Annotated in this window: 18 protein-coding genes; 13 read left to right on the top strand and 5 right to left on the bottom strand. The window is 70.0% G+C overall.

The features are described from left to right. Positions 1 to 70 precede the first annotated feature (70 nt). The 4 genes from frr to ABZ406_RS00075 all read left to right on the top strand — a co-directional run bounded on the left by frr (position 71) and on the right by ABZ406_RS00075 (position 4910). Positions 71 to 628 carry a ribosome recycling factor gene (gene frr / locus ABZ406_RS00090; RefSeq protein ID WP_357754498.1) on the top strand — a complete coding sequence of 186 codons (558 nt, stop codon included), beginning with the start codon at positions 71 to 73 and terminating at the stop codon, positions 626 to 628. Positions 629 to 1070: 442 nt separating this feature from the next. Continuing rightward, positions 1071 to 2453, top strand: coding sequence for a phosphatidate cytidylyltransferase (locus ABZ406_RS00085; protein WP_357754496.1), 1383 nt, complete (start codon positions 1071 to 1073; stop codon positions 2451 to 2453). Positions 2454 to 2557: 104 nt separating this feature from the next. Continuing rightward, positions 2558 to 3715, top strand: a complete 1158-nt coding sequence (gene rlmN, locus ABZ406_RS00080) for a 23S rRNA (adenine(2503)-C(2))-methyltransferase RlmN (RefSeq protein ID WP_357754494.1) — start codon at positions 2558 to 2560, stop codon at positions 3713 to 3715. Positions 3716 to 3746: 31 nt separating this feature from the next. Beyond that, positions 3747 to 4910 carry a DivIVA domain-containing protein gene (locus ABZ406_RS00075; RefSeq protein WP_357754491.1) on the top strand — a complete coding sequence of 388 codons (1164 nt, stop codon included), beginning with the start codon at positions 3747 to 3749 and terminating at the stop codon, positions 4908 to 4910. Between the two features lie 83 nt (positions 4911 to 4993). Here the strand turns inward: ABZ406_RS00075 and ABZ406_RS00070 are convergent, their stop codons facing one another. Further along, positions 4994 to 5215 carry a DUF2631 domain-containing protein gene (locus ABZ406_RS00070; RefSeq protein ID WP_036412111.1) on the bottom strand — a complete coding sequence of 74 codons (222 nt, stop codon included), beginning with the start codon at positions 5213 to 5215 and terminating at the stop codon, positions 4994 to 4996. A 197-nt stretch (positions 5216 to 5412) separates the two neighbouring features. Between ABZ406_RS00070 and ABZ406_RS00065 the strand changes: the two genes are divergently transcribed. After that, positions 5413 to 6993 carry a Rieske 2Fe-2S domain-containing protein gene (locus ABZ406_RS00065; protein WP_357754488.1) on the top strand — a complete coding sequence of 527 codons (1581 nt, stop codon included), beginning with the start codon at positions 5413 to 5415 and terminating at the stop codon, positions 6991 to 6993. Positions 6994 to 7089: 96 nt separating this feature from the next. On the opposite strand, the gene ABZ406_RS00060 is transcribed toward ABZ406_RS00065, so the two are convergent. Together ABZ406_RS00060 and ABZ406_RS00055 are read right to left on the bottom strand one after the other, a co-directional pair. Beyond that, positions 7090 to 8685, bottom strand: coding sequence for an NAD(P)/FAD-dependent oxidoreductase (locus ABZ406_RS00060; protein WP_357754486.1), 1596 nt, complete (start codon positions 8683 to 8685; stop codon positions 7090 to 7092). Positions 8686 to 8796: 111 nt separating this feature from the next. Further along, a complete protein-coding gene (locus ABZ406_RS00055; RefSeq protein ID WP_357754484.1) occupies positions 8797 to 9642 on the bottom strand; it encodes a YhjD/YihY/BrkB family envelope integrity protein in 846 nt (281 codons plus the stop codon). 51 nt (positions 9643 to 9693) lie between these two features. Here ABZ406_RS00055 and ABZ406_RS00050 point away from each other — a divergent pair, with 51 nt between their 5' ends. Both ABZ406_RS00050 and ABZ406_RS00045 read left to right on the top strand, forming a co-directional pair. Further along, positions 9694 to 10245 (top strand): GNAT family N-acetyltransferase, encoded by a 552-nt coding sequence (locus tag ABZ406_RS00050; RefSeq protein WP_357754481.1) that lies wholly within the window; start codon positions 9694 to 9696, stop codon positions 10243 to 10245. A 450-nt stretch (positions 10246 to 10695) separates the two neighbouring features. Further along, a complete protein-coding gene (locus ABZ406_RS00045; protein ID WP_357754478.1) occupies positions 10696 to 14667 on the top strand; it encodes a CARDB domain-containing protein in 3972 nt (1323 codons plus the stop codon). 177 nt (positions 14668 to 14844) lie between these two features. On the opposite strand, the gene ABZ406_RS00040 is transcribed toward ABZ406_RS00045, so the two are convergent. Next, positions 14845 to 15288, bottom strand: a complete 444-nt coding sequence (locus ABZ406_RS00040) for a hypothetical protein (protein ID WP_357754476.1) — start codon at positions 15286 to 15288, stop codon at positions 14845 to 14847. A 14-nt stretch (positions 15289 to 15302) separates the two neighbouring features. Between ABZ406_RS00040 and ABZ406_RS00035 the strand changes: the two genes are divergently transcribed. Genes ABZ406_RS00035 through ispG form a run of 5 tightly spaced genes read left to right on the top strand, consistent with a single transcriptional unit; the run spans position 15303 to position 20141 of the window. Then, a complete protein-coding gene (locus ABZ406_RS00035) occupies positions 15303 to 15749 on the top strand; it encodes a hypothetical protein (protein ID WP_357754474.1) in 447 nt (148 codons plus the stop codon). Between the two features lie 41 nt (positions 15750 to 15790). Next, complete coding sequence (locus tag ABZ406_RS00030; protein WP_357754472.1) at positions 15791 to 16453, top strand: Uma2 family endonuclease; 663 nt, start codon at positions 15791 to 15793, stop codon at positions 16451 to 16453. Positions 16454 to 16497: 44 nt separating this feature from the next. Further along, on the top strand, positions 16498 to 17709 hold the full coding sequence (gene dxr / locus ABZ406_RS00025) for a 1-deoxy-D-xylulose-5-phosphate reductoisomerase (RefSeq protein WP_357754469.1): 1212 nt from the start codon (positions 16498 to 16500) through the stop codon (positions 17707 to 17709). After that, entirely contained in the window at positions 17709 to 18959 is a 1251-nt protein-coding gene (locus tag ABZ406_RS00020) for a site-2 protease family protein (RefSeq protein WP_357754466.1), read from the top strand. Before dxr ends, ABZ406_RS00020 begins: the two co-directional genes overlap by 1 nt. A 9-nt stretch (positions 18960 to 18968) precedes the next feature. After that, positions 18969 to 20141: a flavodoxin-dependent (E)-4-hydroxy-3-methylbut-2-enyl-diphosphate synthase gene (ispG, locus tag ABZ406_RS00015; RefSeq protein ID WP_112588507.1), complete on the top strand. Its 1173-nt coding sequence runs from the start codon at positions 18969 to 18971 to the stop codon at positions 20139 to 20141. A 79-nt stretch (positions 20142 to 20220) separates the two neighbouring features. On the opposite strand, the gene ABZ406_RS00010 is transcribed toward ispG, so the two are convergent. Continuing rightward, positions 20221 to 20808, bottom strand: coding sequence for a PadR family transcriptional regulator (locus ABZ406_RS00010; protein ID WP_357754464.1), 588 nt, complete (start codon positions 20806 to 20808; stop codon positions 20221 to 20223). 315 nt (positions 20809 to 21123) lie between these two features. Between ABZ406_RS00010 and ABZ406_RS00005 the strand changes: the two genes are divergently transcribed. Beyond that, positions 21124 to 21963 carry a GNAT family N-acetyltransferase gene (locus ABZ406_RS00005; RefSeq protein WP_357754462.1) on the top strand — a complete coding sequence of 280 codons (840 nt, stop codon included), beginning with the start codon at positions 21124 to 21126 and terminating at the stop codon, positions 21961 to 21963. The last annotated feature ends 301 nt before the right edge of the window (positions 21964 to 22264 follow it).

The following is a 22264-nucleotide window of genomic DNA, read 5'->3' as shown; positions in this document are numbered from 1 at the left end:
GCACGGCGACGGCGGTCCTGACGACTTTCAGCAGAGCCCACCACGAGCATAGAAGGAGGCGAGGAGACCGGTGATCGACGACACCCTCCTCGAGGCCGAGGAAAAGATGGAGCGTGCGGTTGAGCACGCCAAGGAGGAGTTCGGCGCCATCCGTACCGGTCGCGCCAACGCCGCCATGTTCTCCAAGGTCATCATCGACTACTACGGCACGCCCACGCCGCTGACGCAGATGGCGTCCATCGCGGTTCCCGAGCCGCGGATGGCCATCATCAAGCCGTACGACAACTCGCAGATCAATGCGATGGAGAAGGCGATCCGCGACTCGGACCTCGGGGTGAACCCCAACAACGAGGGCAACCAGTTGCGCATCCTGCTCCCGCAGATGACCGAGGAGCGCCGCCGCGACATGATCAAGGTGGCTCGGAACAAGGGCGAGGAGGCCAAGGTGGCGATCCGCAACGTCCGCCGCCGTGGCAAGGAAGAGCTGGACCGGATCGTCAAGGACGGCGAGGCCGGCGAGGACGACGGCCGCCGCGCCGAGAAGGAACTCGACGACCTGACCCAGCGGTACGTGGCCAATATCGACGACCTGGTGAAGCACAAGGAAACCGAACTGCTCGAGGTGTGACCCGCCGGTTGAGCTGTGCCGAGGCCCGTTCCCGACGTCGGGAGCGGGTCTCGTTCGTCGGCGCTCACCGGAGGATCCGGACGGGTCCCGGTGGCGACGTCGGCCGGTGTCCGGGTCGCCGGGCCTGACGGGGGCGGTGGCCCTGGATCGCGCGACCGACGGGTCCCGATCGACGGCTGCGGATCGACGGCGGTCCGTCGTACCGGATGGGTAGCCGTCGCTGGCCGGTAGCCCGGTGGCGGAGGTGACGTCCGTCGGCGTGCCTCGTCCGCCGTGCCGGTTCGGCGTGTGCAGTAGGCTCGGCAGGATTCCCGGCCACCGGGTGGTGAACACCGGGGATCGACCGACCGTCGGGGCGGTCAATCGGAGGAACATCGCACGTGTAGGGGATGCTTGTGGTCTTGCGTCATGTGGTGGTTCTCGTGCCCCGTCGCGGTGCGTGATGTCCCACTCCGACCCCTACGGCAGCGAGCCTCGCGGCGGCTGGGACCAGCCGGAGCGCCCGGTGGCGCTGCCCTGGCCGGAGCAGGAGTTGGAGGCCGGCCAGTGGAGCCGCCGTCCGGCCGCCGGCCCTGAGCTGTACGCCGACCCGCACACCCGGCCGTACGCCGACCCGCGCCCCGCCGACCCGTACGACGAGCGTGCCCGCCCGGCCCGTCCGGACGACCGCTTCGACGACCGGGACCGGCACGACCGTTTCGACGACCTGGACCGGCACGTGGACGACCGTAACCAGCCCGACCGGTACGACGACCGGGGCCGCGGTGACCGGTTCCCCGACCGACCTCCCGCTCCTGGCGGCGGTCCGCCCCGTTACGAGGGTCCGGACCGTGGGCGCCTCGACGAGCCGGGCCCTCCCGCCCGCCTCGACGACCCGGGGTACCCGACCGAGCAGCTTGCGCCGGTCCGGGCCGAGGTGGTGCCGGACGAGGCTTCGACGACCGCCCGTCGGTCGAAGGGACGCCGTCGGGCCAGCCTCGACCGACCGGCCACCCAGCAGGTGGGCACCGGGCGGGCCGGGCGCAACCTTCCCGCGGCGATCGGGGTCGGGCTCGGCCTCGGCGCGCTGATCGTGGTGCCGCTCGTGGTCTATCCGTTGGCGTTCCTGCCGGTGATCGCCGCCGCGGTGGCGATCGGCATGTGGGAGATGGCCCGCGCGGTTCGCCGCAGTGGCGCGCACCCGCCGCTGGTGCCGCTGATCGCCGGTGGCGTGTTGACAGTGGGCCTGGCCTGGTTCGCCGGCCCGGACGCGCTGAGCCTGGGGTTGCTGGTCACGGTGCTGGGCACCATGATCTGGCGGTTGGGTGACGGGCCGGCTGGTTTCCAACGGGACCTCACTGCGGCGACCCTGATCGCCGTCTACGTGCCGTTCCTCGCCGGTTTCGCGGCGTTGCTGGCGGCGGCGCCGGACGACGGCCGTCTGCGCGTCCTGGCCACCCTGATCGGGGTGGTCCTGTCCGACACCGGTGGGTACGCGGCCGGTGTCTCCTTCGGCCGGCACCCGATGGCCCCGTCGATCAGTCCGAAGAAGTCCTGGGAGGGCTTCGCTGGCTCGGTCACCGCGGCTGCTGTGGGCAGCGCGGTGCTGCTGTGGCTGATGTTCGAGGTGGCTCCCTGGTGGGGTGCGCTGTTCGGGGTGGCCGTCTCCTGCGCGGCGGTCCTCGGCGACCTGGCCGAGTCGATGATCAAGCGGGATCTCGGCGTGAAGGACATGAGCAACCTGCTGCCCGGCCACGGCGGCCTGATGGACCGGCTCGACTCGGTCCTCTTCGCGGTGCCGACGGCCTACCTGCTGTTGGCGGTCCTCGTGCCGGTGGTGAGTTGAGGCATGAATCACGGCGACCTGGTCATCCGGCTCCGGCGGTCGCGGCCCGTTCGGCACCTCCGGACCGGCGGGTGCAGCCGGCGGCGTGACACACTGGACCAGCCATGACGAGCCTGCCCCTGATCCCCGCCATCTCGGTCGCCCCCGCCGCGCGCCGGGCCTCGATGCCCCCTCAGCACCTCGCTGACCTGGACCTGGCCGGCCGCCAGGCGTTGGTCACCGGGCTGGGTGAGCCGGCCTTCCGCGCCAAGCAGATCTCCAACCACTACTTCGGGCGGTTGGTCCGCGACCCGCAGGCGATGACCGATCTGCCTGCCGCTACCCGGGAGCGGCTGGCCGACCAGTTGCTGCCGACGTTGCTCAACCCGGTGCGTGAGCTGGCGTGCGACGACGGCGCGACCCGCAAGGCCCTCTGGCGGCTGCACGACGGTGCGCTGGTGGAGAGCGTGCTGATGGGCTACCCGGACCGGGTGACCGTCTGCATCTCCAGCCAGGCGGGCTGCGGCATGGCGTGTCCGTTCTGCGCGACCGGTCAGGCCGGGTTGACCCGTAACCTGTCGACGGCGGAGATCGTCGACCAGGCCGTGTACATGGCCGGGGTGGCGGCCTCCGGCGTGGTGGCGGGTTCCCCACCGAGGTTGTCGCGTGTCGTCTTCATGGGCATGGGCGAGCCGCTGGCCAACTACAACCGGGTGATCGCGGCGATCCGTCGGCTGGTCAGCCCAGCACCGGAGGGGCTCGGTCTGTCCCAGCGGCACATCACCGTTTCCACGGTCGGCCTGGTTCCGGCCATCCACCGACTGGCCAGCGAAGACCTCTCTGTGACCCTTGCGTTGTCGTTGCACGCGCCCGATGATGATCTGCGCGACGAACTCGTGCCGGTGAACCAGCGCTGGAAGGTAGCCGAGGTGCTGGACGCAGCGTGGGACTACGCCGCCCGGACGGGCCGTCGCGTGTCCATCGAATACGCGATGATCAAGGACGTGAACGACCAGCCGTGGCGAGCCGACCTGCTCGGGCGGCTGCTGGCCGGCAAATTGGCCCACGTGAACCTCATTCCGCTCAATCCGACGCCGGGCAGTCGCTGGGACGCCAGCCCGAAGCCGGTCGAGCGGGAGTTCGTCCGGCGGTTGCGCGACGCCGGGGTGTCCACCACAGTTCGGGACACCCGAGGTCGCGAGATCGACGGTGCGTGTGGCCAACTCGCCGCCGCCGAGGACAACGACACCAACACCGACCGCGCCGGAGAGGCACCGGCGTGACCGGGCGTGGCGAACGAGACCAGGAGACATAGTGGCGAGTCAGGGTCAGCGTTTCCGGCGCAAGGCGCTCCGCCGGGGATACAAGGTCGACGAGGTGGATGCCTTCCTCGACCGGGTCGAGGCGACGCTCGACGGCCGGCAGGTCGGTGCCCCGGTGGCCTCTCAGGAGGTTCATGACGTCGTCTTCCGGGTCCGCTTCAACGGCTACGACGAGTGGCAGGTCGACCTTCACCTGGACCGGGTCGAGCGGCAGTTGGCCGAGTTGGAGGAGCGCAACAGCGCCGGGCGCGGTGGCGACCCCCGGATGGGTGACCGGATGGGCCCACCGGACCGGATGGGCCCGCCGATGCGCGACGACCGGGGCATGGTTCCGCAGCCGATGCCGCCCCGGCCGATGCCCGCGCAGGCCGGCCCGCCCTACGGTCGCTACGACGAGCCGACAGGTGCCTTCGCCGGCGGCTACGAAGCCCCCCGCGGTGGTGGTTACGACGCGCCGCGTGGCCCGGCCGGCCCGCCGATGGGTCCCGGTGGCCCGATGGGTCCCGGTCCGATGGGTGGCCACGGCATGCCGCAGCGCGGCCTTCCCGCCGGCCCCAGTGGGTACGGCCCGCCCGACGACCAACGCTCACCCGGTGGGTACGGCCCGGATGACCAGCGCGGCGGGTACGGCCCCGACGACAAGCGCGCGCCGGGCGGTTATCCGCCGCCGCCGGAGGAGCCGCGTTTCGACGGCTTCGAGGCCGGGCGGCACGGTCGCGCCGACATGACGGCCGAGATCCGGATGCCGGAGCGGGACCTGCGCGACATGCGCCGTGGTCCGGCCGGTTCGCCTCCGATGCCGCAGCAGGGGATGGGTGGCCCGCCGATGGCCGGCCCGCCCGCCGTGGCCGGCCCGCCGATGGGTGGTCCCCCGATGGGTGGCCCGCCGATGGCCGGTCCGCCCGGCAGCGACCTGTACCGGGTCGACCAGATCCGCCGCAGCTTCCAGGTGCGCCGGTTCGGCAGCGGGTACGACCCCGACCAGGTGGACCGTTTCTTCGACACGCTGCTCGGTGGCATGCAGCGCCGCAACCCGATGCCTGTCGACCCGAAGGACCTGGACACTCTCCGGTTCGGCCTGGTGCCGGGCGGCTACTTCGAGGCCGAGGTCGACGCCGCTCTCAAGGACGTGCAGGACATCCTCTTCGGGCGCTGACCTCGGCGCGTACGGACGAGGGCCCGTCCCCTGGTGGGGCGGGCCCTCGGCGTTTTCGGCCGGTCGTCCGGCGGTGGGTCGGGTCAGGAACGCAGACCGCTGCGCCGCAGCACGATGTCGCCGATCACGATGATCAGCAGCAGCGCGGCCAGGCCGATCAGCCAGATGTCCTCGACCCTGCCCTCGTGGTTGCCGCAGATCATCGCCAGCAGCGCCAGTGCGGACAGCACAGCGCCGATCTGCCCGGCCTTGCGGTGCCCGGGCTTGTGCTGGTCTGGCGACGTTACCGGCTCGCTTCCTGCCACTGTCGGTCCTTCCCTCGCGATCGGATCTTTGGTTAGTCTGGCACGCCTCGTACGGGGTGCGGTGGGGTGGGGGTTTCCTGCCCGTCGGCCCTGCCAGCCTGGGCTGGGCGGCACTACCGGCGTCGCGGGGTGGCGGTCAGACTCGCTCCGGTAGCGTTTGGCGTACACCTGATTGTCTGTTTGAGGGGGACTGTGCGGTGCGAGTGACCGGAACCGGGCACGCCAGCATGCGGATCGACACGGCTGCGGGCAGCATCCTGTGCGACCCGTGGGTGAATCCGGCCTACTTCGCGTCGTGGTTCCCGTTCCCGGACAATTCCCTGCTGGACTGGGAGAGTCTGGGTCAGGTCGACTACCTGTACGTCTCCCACCTGCACCGGGACCACTTCGACGCGAAGCACCTGCGCGAGTTCGTCTCCAAGGACGCCACGGTCCTGCTTCCGGAGTTCCCGACCTCGGAGATGGAGGACGAGTTCCGGGCGTTGGGCTTCACGAGGTTCCTGAAGGCGCCGAACGAGCAGGTGGTGGAGCTGCCCGGCGGCTTGAAGATCATGATTCAGGCGCTGACCAGTCCCACCGACGGGCCGATCGGCGACTCGTCGCTGTGGGTCGAGTACGAGGGTGTGCGGCTGCTCAACCAGAACGACGCCCGCCCCACCGACCTGACCGTCTTCGCCGAGTTGGGCCATGTGCACGCCCACCTGCTCCAGTTCTCCGGTGCGATCTGGTACCCGATGGTCTACGAGTTGCCGCAGGCGGCGAAGACCGCGTTCGGCAAGCAGAAGCGGGACCGGCAGTTCGACCGGACCTGGCGGTACATCGACGACCTGAAGGCGTCGCACGTCTTCCCGATCGCCGGTCCGCCGTGCTTCCTCGACGACGCCCTGTGGCAGTTCAACGACATCCACGGCGACGAGGGCAACATCTTCCCCGACCAGTCCGTCTTCCTGTCGGAGTACGCCAAGGTCGGCGGCACGAACGGGATCGTGCTGCTGCCGGGCAGCGTCGCCGAGGTCACCACCGAGGGCGCGAGCACCACCCACCCGGTGCCGGTGGCGGAGTTCTTCGCGGACAAGGTCGCCCACCTGGAGGAGATGCGGGAGCGTAAGCGCCCGATCATCGAGGCGGAGAAGGCATCCTGGCGGCACCCCGAGGTGGACGTGCTCGGCGAGATGAAGCGTCGGATCGAGCCGCTGCTCGACGAGTCGATCTACCTGGCCAAGGGTGTCGGCGGCCCGGTCCGTTTCGACCTGGTGGGGTACGACGGTGAGAGCGTCGAATCCATCGTGGTGGACTTCCCCGGCAAGGAGGTCCGACCGTACGCGGACGAGAAGGTGCGCTACCGGTTCCGGATGGAGCGGTCGCTCATCGAGCATCTGCTCTTCGTCGACGAGGTGGACTGGGTCAACTCGCTCTTCCTGTCCTGCCGGTTCTCGGCGGCCCGGATCGGCCAGTACAACGAGTTCGTCTACGCGTTCTTCAAGTGTCTGTCGGAGGAGCGGCTCCAGTACGCCGAGGGCTGGTACGACGAGCACGAGCGCAGCACGGACGCCGAGGACGTCACGTTGGGCGACTGGGTGGTGCAGCGGCGTTGCCCGCACCTGAAGGCGGACCTGACGCGCTTCGGCATCGTCGACGGTGACCAGCTCACCTGTCAGCTGCACGGTTGGCGTTTCGACCTTCCGAGCGGCCGTTGCCTGACGAGCGTCGGTCACAAGGTGCGGGCCCACCGCGTGGACGCGGAAACTCCGGCCCCGGCCGGCGAGGCCGTGATCTGACCCCGCGCACCACCGCGATCTCGCACTTCCTGTTGCGCCAGAGCAGGGCGCAACGCCCACAGCGGCGACAGAAAGTGCAAGATCGCGGGAGTTCGGTCAGCGGCCCAGGTCGGTGAGGACGCGGCGGGCGGCGTTGTGGCCGGCCGCGCCGATGACGCTGCCGGCCGGGTGGCAACCGGCGCTGCCCGCGTACACGCCGGCGACGCCGGTGGCGTAGGGCATCCGGTCGGTGAACGAGACGGTGTTGTCGACGTGGTGGATGTGCCCGCCGGTGATGCCGAAGTGCTCCTCGATGCCGGGCGGTGGCAGCGGCACCGCGTCGGCGATCAGGTCGGCGGTTCCCGGGGCGTACCGCTCCACGATCCCGATGAGCCGATCGACGTAGCCGGGCAGCTCCGCGTCCCAGGTCGTGCCGGCCAGCTCGTAGGGAACGGACTGGACGAACAGCGCCGACGAGTGGTGCCCGGCGGCGTCGGAGAGCGACGGGTCGACAGTCGTGTGCAGGTACCACTCGATGGTGGGCTCCGCCGGCAGCAGCCCGGCCTGCACGTCCGCCCACATCGCGCGCAGCGCGGTCATCGGTGACGCCTCCGCCCCGCCGACCGACGACGCCGAGCCGGGCAGCAGGTGGATGGTCGAGCCGAACGGGCTCGGCGTGCCGTCCGGCAGGCAGGAGAACCGCGGCAGCCCGTTGAGGGCCAGGTTGAGCTTGAGGGTGGTGCCGGGCCGGCGGACCGCCGCCATCCGTTCGCCGAGCCGCGCCGGCAGCGCGCCGTCGGGCAACAGGTCCATCAGGGTGTACGGGTCACACGCGCCGAGCACCACCCGGGCGGCGACCTCCCGACCGTCGGCCAGCACCACTCCGCTCGCCGCGCCGCCGTCCAGCGTCACCCCGCTCACCGGCGTACCGGTCAGGATCGTCGCCCCGGCGGCGCGGGCGGCCTCGGCGAACGTCCGCGAGACGGTGCCCATCCCACCCTCGGCGATCATCCAGGTGCCACCGGAGCCGGGCAGTCGGCACATGTTGTGAACGAGGAAGTTGTGGCCGGTGCCGGGGTCGTCCGGGCCGGCGTTGAGCCCGGAAAGCCCGTCGGTGACCGCGTACATGCTGACCAGCAGCTCCGAGCGGAACTCGAACCGGGCCAGGTAGTCCGCCACGGAGCCCTGCACGAGGTCGACGAAGGTCTGGCGCAGCGCCGGGCGGACGTGCCGCTCGGCGGTCTCCTGGACGCTCAGTGGCTCCGCCAACCAGGCCGGGGCGAGGTCTTCCCGCAGCGCGGCCAGCTCGGCCTGCATGGCATCGTCGGCGGCCACGTCGGCGGGGGAGAAGAACTCGGCAAGCTGCGCGCGGGTGGCGGCGGTGTCGCTGCCGAACAGCAGGTACGGGGAGCCGAGGCCGCCCGGGGTGGGCAGGAAGTAGTGCGGGTCGCGGCGCAGGACCGGAATCCGTACGTCGAGCGTGGCGAGCAGTTCCGGGGGCATCAGCCCGAGCAGGTACGAGCCGGTGGAGTGGCGCAGCCCCGGCACCTTCGGGAACGGGTTCTCGGTCCGGGTCGCGCCGCCGATCACGTCGGCGGCCTCCAGCACGAGGACGTCCAGGCCAGCGCGCGCCAGCAGGACCGCGGAGACCAGACCGTTGTGGCCGGCCCCGACGATCACCACGTCGGCGCGAACCGGAATCTCACTGCTCATGCCGCCGCAGCCTAGTCCGCCCACCTCACCAGGTCACCCCTCCCGCGCCCGTCCTCGTTGATCACGGGGTCTGCGTCACCAGAGGGCCCTCGGGTGACGCGAACTTCGTGATCAACCCGGTGGGGTGGGGGTGGCGCGGGTGGTGCGCCAGTTGGAGAGGGCCAGGGTGGCGGAGTAGCCGGCCAGGACGATCACATGGAACAGGTAGAGCCAGAGGAGTACGGCCACGCCGGCGCCGATGTCGTCGAAGCCGCCGAACGGCACCCCGAGGTCCAGCGGAAGCGAGGCGAAGAGCACGAAGCCGTGCAGGAAACCGGAGAGGTTCGCCGCGGTGAACGACCCGATCCCGAGGGTGGAGAGCCAGTCCGGTGAGGCCGGCCCGACGACCCGGAACACCCACACCAGCACCGGCGTGAGCACCAGCCACACCGCCAGGAACGACAGCACGATGCCGAGCACGCCGAGCCAACCGCCCTCGCGTACGAGGCGGGTGGTGAGCGGGAGCGCCAGCAGGATCGACAGCAGCAGCGCGGGGGCCGGCGCGAGCAGCGGCAGCAGCAGGAGCCGGCCCCGCCAGCCGACCAGGTGCTCGTCGCTGCGGGGCGCGGCCACCGAGACGAACGCCCGGCGCAGGCCCTCGCCGTACAGCGAGGCGGGCAGCAGGGAGGCCAGCGCCAGCAGCGGGGTCAACCCCACCCCGGCCTCGACCAGCGCCTCGACCGCCCGGGGCGCGCCGATCGCGGTGGGCAGGGCTTCCACGGCGTACGAGGTGAGCCGGCGCACCCGGTCGGCCCCTGCCATGAGTGTGGTGAGCCAGATCGCCAGCAGGGCGACCGGCACCACGGCGATCGCCCCGTAGAAGGTGATCGCGGCGGCGTGCAGCGACAGGTCCCGTCCGCGCACCGGGCGGAACGCGGCACTGGTGATCCGTTTCGCGCGCTGCCATCCGTTGCCCATCGTGTCCTCCTTCCCTGCCGGCGGGGCCGTCACTCCTTAAGATCGCCGATCATGACTGTTCTCACCACCGAACGCCTGATCCTGCGTGACTGGACCGATGATCCGGCCGACCTGGCTCGGATCTACGACATCTACCGCCGCCCAGAGATCAGCCGTTGGTTGGGGGTCGCGCCGGGTCTGCCGATGACCGACCCGGGCCAGGCCGTCGAGCGGCTTCGGCTCTGGCAGGACCGGCACGCCAACGACCAGGGTCGGTACGGCACCTGGGCGGTCGAGGTCCGCGAGACCGGTCAGGTGGTCGGGACGGCGCTGCTCAAGCCGCTGCCGGGGCGGGACGAGGCGGTGCGTACCGAGGACATCGAGGTGGGCTGGCACCTGCACCCGGACTTCTGGGGTCACGGCTACGCCACCGAGGCCGCCCGCGGGATGCTGGCCCGCGAGTTCGCCGCCGGCACCCGGGAGATCTACGCGGTCGTGTCGCCGGGTAACGAGCCGTCCATCGCGGTCGCCCGGAGGCTGGGCATGACCCACGTGGGGCAGCGCACCGACTGGTACGGCGGAGAGGTGCTGGAGACCTTCGTCCTGGGGGCACCAGATGCCTGATCGTTCCGGTACGACCTGACGCAAGATCCGCGCAACTTCGGGGAAGGTGTGGCCTCCGGTCGTCGGTAGGTGGCACCTTCCCCGAAATCGTGGGCAGGTCAGCAGGTGTGGACGTCGGCAGAGCAGACAAGTCCGTCAATAGTCACGGTGGTCGAAGTGTTGACGCTCCCGTAGCACGTCAGTAACCTTTGGGCCAAAGTAACGCAAGATTTCGACAAAGGCGTGCGCGGTTCTGCGCATGCTCTCGGAAGATTCAACGGGCCTCCTGGGGAGGCCCGTTGATGGTCGTACCCACCTGGTGTTTCCACCACGAGCGGTGCCCCCGCGCCGCCCGTGCCACAGCCGTCTCTCTCGACACCGGCCCGCTCGCGTCGGCCGGCGCTGCACCGCCGCACCCCCACCCCGTGGTCCCGCCACCGCGGCAACCGTCCCCCGACGACAAGGACAGTGATGAGACGAACGAATCTGTTCAGGATGGTGGCGGCCACAGCCGCCGCCGCGCTGATCGCCACGGCCGGGGCGACCGCCGTCGCGATGCCGGCCGCCGCCGCCCGCCCCGCCGAGCCGGCAGCAGCACCGGGCAGCGGCTTCGCCGTGGCTGCCACCAACCTCGCCCAGGGCCGTCCCACCCAGGAGAGCGGCCACGCCGACGTCTACGACTCGTCGAGGGTCGTCGACGGCAACGCGGGCAGCTACTGGGAGAGCGTCAACAACGCGTTCCCGCAGTGGGTGCAGGTCGACCTCGGCTCATCGCAGAGCGTCAACCAGGTCGTCCTGAAGCTGCCGACCTCCGGTTGGGGCACCCGGACGCAGACCCTGAGCGTGCGGGGCAGCACCAACGGCTCGTCCTTCACCGACCTGGTCGGGTCGCAGACGTACACCTTCGACCCGGCGAGCGGCAGCGCAGCCACGATCAACTTCAGCTCGGCCTCCACCCGCTACGTCCGGATCACCATCACCGCCAACAGCGGCTGGCCGGCCGGGCAGCTCTCCGAACTGGAGGTGTACGGCAGCGGCGGCACCACCCCGGACACCACCGCGCCGAGCGTTCCGAGCAACCTCTCGTACACCCAGTCCGGCACCACGATCAGCCTCAACTGGGTCGCGTCGACCGACAACGCGGGCGGCAGCGGCATCGCCGGCTACGACGTCTACCGCAACGGCACGTTCCTCCAGTCCGTCGGCACCGTGACCACCTTCAACGACACCCAGCCGGCCACGGCGACGGTGTCCTACCACGTCCGGGCCCGCGACGCGGCCGGCAACCTCTCCGGCAACAGCAACACGGTGACCCGCACCGGCAGTGGTGACACCACCGCGCCGAGCACCCCGGGCACCCTGTCGCAGAGCACGTCGGGCAGCACGATCACGCTCACCTGGGGGGCGTCCACCGACTCCGGTGGCAGCGGGCTCGCCGGCTACAACGTCTACCGGGGCGGCAGCCTGATCGCCACGCTCGGCACCGTCCTCACCTACCAGGACACCCAGCCGGCTACTGCCACCGTCTCGTACTACGTCCGGGCCCGCGACGGGGCCGGCAACCTCTCCGGGAACAGCAACACCGTCACCCGTACCGGCAGCAACCCGCCCGCCTGCACCAACGTGGCGCAGGGCAAGAGCATGACGGCGAGCGGCTCCACCTTCAGCTTCACCCCGGACAAGGCGAACGACGGGCAGCTCTCCACCTACTGGGAGGGCGCGGCGAGCTACCCGCAGAACCTGACAGTGGCGCTGGGCGCGAACCACTCCATCTCCGCTGTCACTGTGAAGCTCAACCCCGACTCGTCCTGGGGCACCCGTACCCAGAACATCCAGGTCCTCGGCCGCGACCAGGCGTCGTCCTCGTACACCAGCCTGGTGTCGGCGGCGGCCTACCAGTTCACCCAGGGCAGCAACGTGGTGACGATCCCGGTCACCGCGACCACCGCTGACGTGCAGTTGCGGTTCACCGGCAACACCGGTGCCCCGTCCGGTCAGGTGGCCGAGCTCGAGGTGTGCGGCACCCCGGCACCCAACCCGGACCTGGTCGTCAGCTCGGTGACCTGGTCGCCCACGTCGCCGAGCGAGGTCTCCGCGGTGACGCTCTCCGCTGTGGTGCAGAACGTCGGCTCCGCCGCCGCCGGTGCGACCACTGTGAACTTCAGCCTGGCCGGCGCGGTCGTCGGCAGCGCCTCGGTGGGCGCGCTCGCCGCGGGGGCATCGACCACCGTGTCGTTCAACGCCGGTACCCGACCGATGGGCAGCTACGCCGTCTCGGCGGTGGTCGACCCGGCGAACACGGTCGTCGAGCAGAACAACGGCAACAACAGCCTCACCGCGGCGTCGCCGCTCGTGGTGTCGCAGGCCCCGGGCCCCGACCTCCAGGTGCTCAGCATCGCCTCGAACCCGCCGAACCCGGCCGTCGGGGCGTCCGTCACCTTCACCGTGACGGTGCGCAACCGGGGCACCACCGCGACCGGCGCGACGACTGTCACCCGGCTGGTGGCGGGCAGCACCACGCTCAACACCAACACCGCCTCCATCGCCGCCGGCGCGACCGTCACAGTGGCCGTCAGCGGCAGCTGGACCGCCACCAGCGGCGGCGCCACAATAACCGCCACCGCCGACGCCACGAACGTGGTCACCGAGACCAACGAGACGAACAACGCGTTCAGCCAGTCGATAGTGGTCGGCCGGGGGGCTGCCGTCCCGTACGTCTCGTACGAGGCGGAGGCCGGTCGCTACTCGGGCACCCTGCTGGAGCCCGACGCGCTGCGGACGTTCGGGCACACCAACTTCGCCAGCGAGTCCTCGGGGCGCAAGTCGGTACGGCTCACCAGCACCGGCCAGTTCGTCGAGTTCACCTCGGCCAACCAGGCGAACTCCATAGTGGTGCGCAACTCCATCCCGGACGCGCCCGGTGGTGGCGGCATCGAGGCGACGATCAGCCTCTACGTCAACGACGTCTTCTCCCGGAAGTTGACACTGTCGTCGAAGCACAGCTGGCTCTACGGCAACACCGACGGGCCGGAGGCGCTCACCAACACCCCGCAGGCCGACGCCCGACGGCTCTTCGACGAGTCGAACGCCCTGCTGGCGCAGTCGTACCCGGCCGGCACCCGGTTCAAGTTGCAGCGCGACTCGGGTGACACCGCTTCGTTCTACGTCATCGACATGATCGACCTGGAGCAGGTGGCCGGGCCGGCGAGCCAGCCGGCCGGCTGCACCTCGATCACCTCGTACGGTGCGGTGGCGAACGACGGGATCGACGACACCGCCGCCATCCAGCGCGCGGTGACCGACGACCAGAACGGCGTCATCAGCTGCGTCTGGATCCCGGCCGGGCAGTGGCGGCAGGAGCAGAAGATCCTGACCGACGACCCGCTGAACCGGGGTACGCACAACCAGGTAGGCATCAGCAACGTCACCATCCGGGGCGCCGGCATGTGGCACTCGCAGCTCTACACGCTGACCGAACCGCAGAACGTGGTGGGCGGCATCAACCACCCGCACGAGGGCAACTTCGGCTTCGACATCGACAAGAACACGCAGATCTCCGACATCGCCATCTTCGGCTCCGGCCGGATCCGCGGCGGCGACGGCAACGGCGAGGGCGGCGTCGGTCTGAACGGTCGCTTCGGCACCGGCACGAAGATCAGCAACGTCTGGATCGAGCACGCCAACGTGGGTGTCTGGGTCGGTCGCGACTACGACAACATCCCCGACCTGTGGGGGCCGGCCGACGGGCTCGACTTCAGCGGCATGCGGATCCGCAACACGTACGCCGACGGCATCAACTTCAGCAACGGCACGCGCAACTCGCGGGTGTTCAACTCGTCGTTCCGTACCACCGGCGACGACGCCCTCGCCGTCTGGGCCAACCCGTACGTCAAGGACCGCAGCGTCGACATCGCCCACGACAACCACTTCGTCAACAACACCATCCAGCTGCCCTGGCGGGCCAACGGCATCGCCATCTACGGCGGCTACGACAACTCGATCGAGAACAACCTGATCTACGACACCGCCAACTACCCGGGCATCATGCTGGCGACCGACCACGACCCGCTGCCGTTCTCCGGCACGACGCTGATCGCCAACAACGGGCTCTATCGCACGGGCGGGGCGTTCTGGAACGAGGACCAGGAGTTCGGTGCCATCACGATCTTCCCGGCCACCCGGGACATCGTCGGGGTCACCATCCGGGACACCGACATCATCGACTCCACCTTCGACGGCATCCAGTTCAAGAACGGTGGAGGCAACATCCCGAACCTCGCGATCACCAACGTGCGGATCGACAAGTCCAACAACGGTGCCGGCATCCTCGCGATGAGCGGCGCACGCGGCAACGCCATCCTCACCAACGTGACGATCACGAACTCGGCCGACGGCAACATCGTCATCCAGCCGGGCTCACAGTTCGTCATCACCGGCGGCTAGTTCGCCGCTTGATCAACACGGTTCTAGTGAAATCGGGGTGTCCGCGAGCTGCGGACACCCCGAATTCCACGAACCCGATTCGATCACCGAGCGAACAGCCCGCGCCCGTGGTTGCTCGGCACCGCGCTCACGGCACGTCACCACCGCGGTGGCCGGGCCGACGTGGGCCAGCCCCGATCAGGCTTTCGGCACCAGCGCCAGAGCTGCCGCGAGGGCCTCGGCGTTCTTCTTGTCCACCCGCGGGAAGGTCAGGCTGACGCCGTCCCCCGCACCGCCGAAGGCGAGGCGGAGCAGGCTGACGAGGCCGATCTTCGCCTCGGCGAGTGCGACGTGTTCCCGGGGCACCTCGCCGAGAACACCAGTGCCGGGCCCGCCCAGGAAGGTCTGCGGCAGAAAGATCAGCCGCTGGTCGGTGAGGACGACGAACTGCTTCTTGGTCCGCGTCAGCGCGGCCCCGGTCGTTCCGGCGGCGGCCTGGATCAGCCCCTGCGTGACGGCCGTCCCGAGCCGACTGGCCGAGAAGGCTCCGACCATCGCTCGGGTCGCGTTGACCGGCTGTTCCCCCGGCTTCAGAATCGACGCCACCCGCTCGAACGCGCGGGCCTGGAGTTTCTCGTTCATCGTGTCCCCCGTCTGTGGCTGTGATCGCCGCTGATGTTACGGAGCGCGACGCCCAGGGCTATCCGTCGATCGGGCCCATGATCATCACACTTGGTCATGATCAGCACCCGGTCGTCGGACCCCGGTTCGACGACCTCACCGGTGTCCAGGCACCGACGACGTCCTGGTTGATGCAACGCCACAGAGACCTGGTGCCCGCCTGGACCAACCCGGCCCTGGTGCTGCTGTCCCTGCTGGCCGTCTATTGCGTCGGCGTCGCGGTGTGGCTGGCCGTCCTGGGGCGACGGGCCACGACGGGTCAGGTGCCGGCCCGCAGATATTTGGACACTTTCCGTTCTGCGGTGACGGGAACTGTCAAGATCTCCAGGTCGCCGGGGGCGGAGGCGTCAGCGCGCCGCATTTCTCTTGCGGATAGACGGACCCGGTGTGCGATCACGCGCTTCTGGGGCTGCGATGGCTAGGCTGAGCTGAGCAGGATGGTCCGCTGAGGGGGTGAGCCCGGATGGCCCAGGCAGCGTTCGCGCCGGAGCCGGCGCCGCAGCACACCGAGCCGTCGTTCGACGTGCTGCGGTGGCACGACGAGCCGTGGACCGCGCAGCTCGCCCTCGATCTGTTGCCGGAGACCAACGGCCCCAAGGTCGAGGTCCTGAGCGGAAGCGTGATCGTGACACCACATGCCGGGTACGACCATCAGGACGCGGAGCTGGGTCTGGCCTATCTCCTCAGGCAGGCGGCCCGTCGGGCGAAGCTGTGGCTCTATCTTGAGACGAACATCGTCTCTGGCGAAGACCTCTTCATCCCGGACGTCGTCATTCTCGACGCTCCCGGTGGCGGTCGAACGACGATGAACATCAGACACGCAGTGCTTCTCGGGGAGATCGTCTCGCCGGGGAACCGGCGCAAGGACATCATCGATCGTCCGCGTGAGTACGCCGCCGCCGGCGTGCCCTTCTTCCTCCGAGTTGACCTGCGTAATCGGGTGCCCACCATTGCGTTGTACGAGCTGACCGAGGGTGAGTACCGGCCGGTGGCTGCCGCTGCGGCGGGGAGCACCTTCGCGATGCGGGAGCCGTTCGAGTTCACCATCGACCCGGCCGACCTGCTCGGCGAGGAGGCGCCGCCCGAGGATGAGCCGGCGGAAGCCACGGTGGAGGGGGAGGGCTGAGGCTCCCAGCGGGCGTGCAGCGGGGGTGGGGAAGAATAGGTCTCGTGACTTCCCCCCGCGATCTTGTCCTGCTCGGGTCCACCGGTTCGATCGGTACGCAGGCCATCGACATCGTCCGGCGTAACCCGGACCGGTTCCGGGTGGTGGCGGTGGGTGCCGGCGGCGGAAACATCGAGCTGCTCGCCGCACAGGCCCTCGAGTTGGGCGTCGAGGCGGTCGGGGTGGCCAAGGCGTCCGCCGCGCAGGATCTCCAGCTCGCGTTCTACGCGGAGGCGAGCCGGCGCGGATGGGCCACCGGCGACTTCAAGCTTCCCAAGATCGTGGCCGGGCCGGACGCCATGACCGAGCTGGCCCAGTGGCCGTGCGACATCGTGCTCAACGGGGTGGTCGGCTCGCTGGGCCTCGCTCCTACGCTGGCCGCGCTGCGCGGTGGTCGTACCCTCGCGCTTGCCAACAAGGAGTCGCTCGTGGCCGGCGGCCCGCTGGTCAAGGCCGCCGTGACGCGGCCGGGGCAGATCGTGCCGGTCGACTCGGAGCATTCGGCGCTGGCCCAGTGCCTGCGAGCCGGTGCGCGCGGCGAGGTGCGTCGGCTGATCGTCACCGCGAGCGGCGGCCCGTTCCGGGGCCGGAGCCGCGACGAGTTGACGCAGGTCACGCCCGAGCAGGCGCTCGCGCACCCGACCTGGAACATGGGGCCCGTCGTCACGATCAACTCCTCCACGATGGTCAACAAGGCGCTGGAGGTGATCGAGGCGCACGAGTTGTTCGACGTGCCCTACGCCGACATCACCGTGATGGTGCACCCGCAGTCGGTGATCCACTCGATGGTCGAGTTCGTCGACGGCTCGACCATCGCCCAGGCCAGCCCACCTGACATGCGGCTGCCGATCGCTGTCGCGCTGGGCTGGCCGGACCGGGTTCCCGAGGCTGCCGCCGGGGTCGACTGGACGACCTCGCACACCTGGGAGTTCGCCCCGCTCGACGACGAGGCGTTCCCGGCCGTCGCACTGGCCAAGGCCGCCGGGGAGGCCGGCCGCAGCCGCCCCGCGATCTACAACGCCGCCAACGAGGAGTGCGTCGAGGCGTTCGTGGCGGGCCGGCTGCCGTTCCTCGGCATCGTCGACACCCTCGAACGCGTGTTGGAGGAGGCTCCGGACTTCGGCGAACCAGGTACCGTCGAGGACGTGCTCGCGGCCGAGTCGTGGGCGCGCGCGCACGCGCAGGAGATCATCGCGGGTTCGGTGGAAGGAGCTTGATGTCGTACCTGCTCGGGGTGGTCCTCTTCGCCCTGGCCATTCTCATCTCGGTCAGTCTGCACGAGGCGGGTCACCTGCTGACCGCCAAGGCGTTCGGGATGAAGGTCACGAAGTACTTCGTCGGTTTCGGCCCCACCATCTGGTCGTTCCAGCGGGGTGAGACCGAGTACGGCCTCAAGGGCATCCCGCTCGGCGGTTTCTGCAAGATCGTCGGTATGACGCCGCAGGACGACGACGTCGAGCCGGGCGACGAGTCGCGCGTGATGTGGCGCTACCCGGTCTGGAAGCGGACGATCGTGATGGCCGCCGGGTCGATCACGCACTTCGCGCTCGCACTGGTCACCATCTGGATCCTCGCCGTCTCCGCCGGCCTGCCCAACCCCGACTTCCCGACCACCGACGCGCAGGCCCGCCAGGAGCCCGCAGTCATCCAGCTCAGCCAGTGCGTGGTCCCGGAGAACGCGGTACGCGCCTGCACCACCGCCGACGCCGCCAGCCCGGCCGCGCAGGCGCAGTTGAAGAACGGCGACCGGATCACCTCGATCAACGGCACCCCGGTCAACTCCTACGGTGACCTGCTCACCACGCTGCGCGGGCTCAAGCCGGGCGCCACCGCGCAGATCGCGTACGTCCGCGACGGGCAGCCGGCCACCACCAGCACGGTGCTCGCGCAGACGCAGCGTCCGCCGCTGGACAACCCCAACGGTGCCGCCGCCCCGGTGGCCGCGCTCGGCGTCGGGCTCGTCCCCAGCACCCCGACCCGCGTGACGTACGGCCCGGTCGGCGCCTTCGGCGCCACCGCCGACTTCACCGGTCAACTGGCCGTCGGCACCGTCCAGGCACTTCAGCGCCTCCCGCAGAAGGTCCCCGCCCTGTGGACCGCCCTCAGCGGCGGCGAACGGGACATCGACACCCCGATCAGTGTGGTCGGCGCCAGCCGACTCGGCGGCGAGGCGGTGGAGAACAACGCCTGGCTGGTCTTCTTCATGCTCTTCGTGTCGCTGAACTTCTTCATCGGCGTGTTCAACCTGCTGCCGCTGCTCCCGGTCGACGGTGGCCACATCGCCGTCGCCTGGTTCGAACGAGCCCGCTCCTGGGTCTACGCGCGGATCGGCCGGGCCGACCCCGGCCGGGTGGACTACCTCAAACTGATGCCCTTCACGTACGCGGTGATCCTGATCGGTGGCGCGTTCACGCTGCTGACCATCGCCGCGGACGTCGTCAACCCCATCACGCTCTTCTCAAGGTGAGTGCCTGAAGTGACAGCTATCAGTCTCGGTATGCCCGCCGTACCGCCCCCGCCGCTCGCCCCCCGTCGGGCCAGCCGCCAGATCATGGTCGGCTCGGTGCCGGTCGGTGGTGGTGCGCCGGTGTCGGTGCAGTCGATGACCACGACCCTCACCTCCGACATCAACGCGACCCTCCAGCAGATCGCCGAGCTGACCGCGTCCGGCTGCCAGATCGTCCGGGTGGCCGTGCCCTCCCAGGACGACGTGGAGGCGCTGCCCGCGATCGCCAAGAAGTCGCAGATCCCGGTGATCGCCGACATCCACTTCCAGCCCAAGTACGTCTTCGCCGCGATCGACGCCGGCTGCGCGGCCGTCCGGGTCAACCCGGGCAACATTCGGCAGTTCGACGACAAGGTCAAGGAGATCGCCCGCGCCGCGGGGGCGGCGGGGGTGCCGATCCGGATCGGCGTCAACGCCGGCTCGCTGGACAAGCGTCTGCTGTCGAAGTATGGCAAGGCCACCGCGGAGGCGCTCGTCGAGTCGGCGCTGTGGGAGTGCTCGCTGTTCGAAGAGCACGGCTTCCGCGACATCAAGATCTCGGTCAAGCACAACGACCCGGTCGTGATGATCCGGGCGTACCGGCAGCTCGCCGAGCAGTGCGACTACCCGCTGCACCTCGGCGTCACCGAGGCCGGGCCGGCGTTCCAGGGCACCATCAAGTCGGCGGTCGCCTTCGGCGCGCTGCTGGCCGAGGGGATCGGCGACACGATCCGGGTGTCGCTGTCCGCCCCGCCGGTCGAGGAAATCAAGGTCGGCAACCAGATCCTGGAATCCCTCGGCCTGCGCGAGCGGGGCCTGGAAATCGTCTCCTGCCCGTCCTGCGGGCGGGCCCAGGTGGACGTCTACAAGCTGGCCGAGGAGGTCACCGCCGGCCTGGAAGGGCTGCCCGTGCCGCTGCGGGTCGCCGTCATGGGCTGCGTGGTGAACGGTCCGGGCGAGGCCCGGGAAGCCGACCTCGGCGTCGCCTCCGGCAACGGCAAGGGCCAGATCTTCGTCAAGGGGCAGGTCGTCAAGACGGTGCCCGAGGCGCAGATCGTCGAGACCCTGATCGAGGAGGCGCTGCGGATCGCCGACGAGATGGGCGCCGAGCTTCCCGAGGAGCTGCGCGGGCTGGTCACCGGCCCGACCGTCACCGTGCACTGATCTTCCAAGTGGAAACAGCGGCCGTTCCCCGTACGGGGAACGGCCGCTGTGCGTTCGTGCTGATCCACGCGGGCGGGCGTCACTCGGATTCGGCGAGGATCGCGTACAGCTTGCGTCGGGTCTCGTCGAGCACCTGGGCGGCCCGCTCGCGCTGGTCGTCGGTGCCGTTCATCATCACCTGGCGCAGCGCGTTCATCGCCTGCGCCCCGGAGTCGCGGATGTCGTGCCAGCTGGTCACCGTGCCCTGGGCGACGTCCGCCCACGGCGGGGTCTGCGCGGCCTCGGTGGCTTCGGCCTGACCGGCCTCGGTGACAGTGAACCGCTTCCGCCCACCACCGGATTCCTCGGTGCTGGCGACGATCACGCCCTCGTCCTCCAGTAGCTGGAGCGTGGGGTAGATCGAGCCCGGGCTCGGCCGCCACGCACCGCCGGTGCGGGAGTCGATCTCCTGGATCATCTCGTAGCCGTGCATCGGCCGCTCGGTGAGCAGGGCCAACACCGAGGCGCGGACGTTGGGGCGACGGCCCCGGCCTCGTCCGCGGCCCCGGCCGCCCCAGGGGCCGCCGTGTCCGTGCTCGTGACCGTGCGGACCGGGCGGGATCGGCGGAAAGCCGAAGCCCCGCATCCGGGCCTCGTGCATCGGGTGGTGCTGTCGGTGGAACCTCATCGGTTCTTCCTTCCTTAGGACTATCGCTGATGCATCAACGATATATCGGCAATGCATCGGCGACAACCCCTGATTTACCAACCGTACGTACGTCTTTTGGCGTGTCTCTGGCGTGCGTCCTCTACGCCGCGGCGACCAGCCTCGCTCCCGGATGGGCGTACCGGGACGGCTTGTGCTCGATGCCCTGTTTCTCCTGCTCGGAGCCCTGGTGCCCCCGGCCGTCCGCTCGGCCGGCCATACCCCGCCGCGCGGAACCGGTGCCGGCCTTGTCACTCGACCGGCGAAGCAGGGTGCTGATCTGGCAGGCTGATAGTCGTGCTGACGGTGCCGGTACGCCAACTGGGGGAATCGGAGCGCCGCGCGGTCGAGCGACTGCTCGACCATGACCCGTTCGCGGGTGCGCAGGTCGCCGAGCGCATTGCCGCGCGCGGACTCTCCTGGTGGCGGGCCGAGGGCAGAATCCTGGGGTACGGGGCCCGCCGCAACCTCGAATCACTCTGCTGGCTCGGCGGCAACCTGACCCCGGTGCTGGCCAGCGACGCTGCGGTCGCCGCCTTCGCCGACCTGCTCGCCGGTGAGGAGCGGCTCTGCTCCTCGATCGTCGGCCGGGCCGACGCCGTTCTCGGGCTGTGGGACCGGCTCTCCGACACCTGGGGGCCAGCGCGAGACGTCCGCCCCAATCAGCCACTACTGGTCACCGACACGCTGCCACCCGTACCGGCCGACCCCGAGGTACGCCAGGTCCGGCCCGGCGAGGTCGACAGGCTGTTCCCGGCGGCAGTGGCCATGTACACCGAAGAGGTGGGCGTCTCCCCGCTGGCCGAAGACGCCGGACGCAGCTACCGCCGGCGGGTCAACGACCTGGTCCGGGCCGGTCGCGCGTACGCCCGCATCATCGACGGCAAGGTCGTCTTCAAAGCCGAACTGGCAGTGGTCACCAAACGGACCGCGCAGATCCAGGGCGTCTGGGTGGCACCGGAGTGGCGCGGCAGGGGAATCGCCACCGCGGCCATGGCAGCCGTCGTCCGCGACGCGCTGCTGCGGGTCGCCCCCACCGTCAGCCTGTACGTGAACGACTTCAACCTCCCGGCCCGCCGCGTCTACGAGCGGTGCGGCTTCCAGCCGATCGGCACCCTCGCCACCGTCCTCTTCTGACGGGTTGGCCGCTGATCGGCCACGTTGCATCCGTGCAGATCTAGGACAGTTTCCGTTAGCGCAGCAGAACGGGAACTGTCCAAGATCTGCGGGGAGCCACTGATCGAGTCGTGCGGCATCCGCTTGCGCCGTGCACCGGGCGTGTGGGCGCGCCCATCGGCGCTCGGTGACCGGCGTGCCAGACGCCTGGCGTGCGGGAACGGATGTGCCGCTGGCCGGCACCCGGGTTGCGGGTGCCGGCCAGCGGTGCGTGGGGGGTTGTGCGTGGCGTGGTTGTGTGGTGGGGTGGTGGGGTGGGGGT

It is taken from the genome of Micromonospora sp. NPDC005710, from assembly GCF_040630995.1.
Taxonomy (GTDB): domain Bacteria; phylum Actinomycetota; class Actinomycetes; order Mycobacteriales; family Micromonosporaceae; genus Micromonospora.
Note: the sequence above shows the minus strand (reverse complement) of the source record. Positions and strands in the feature narration are given on the sequence as shown.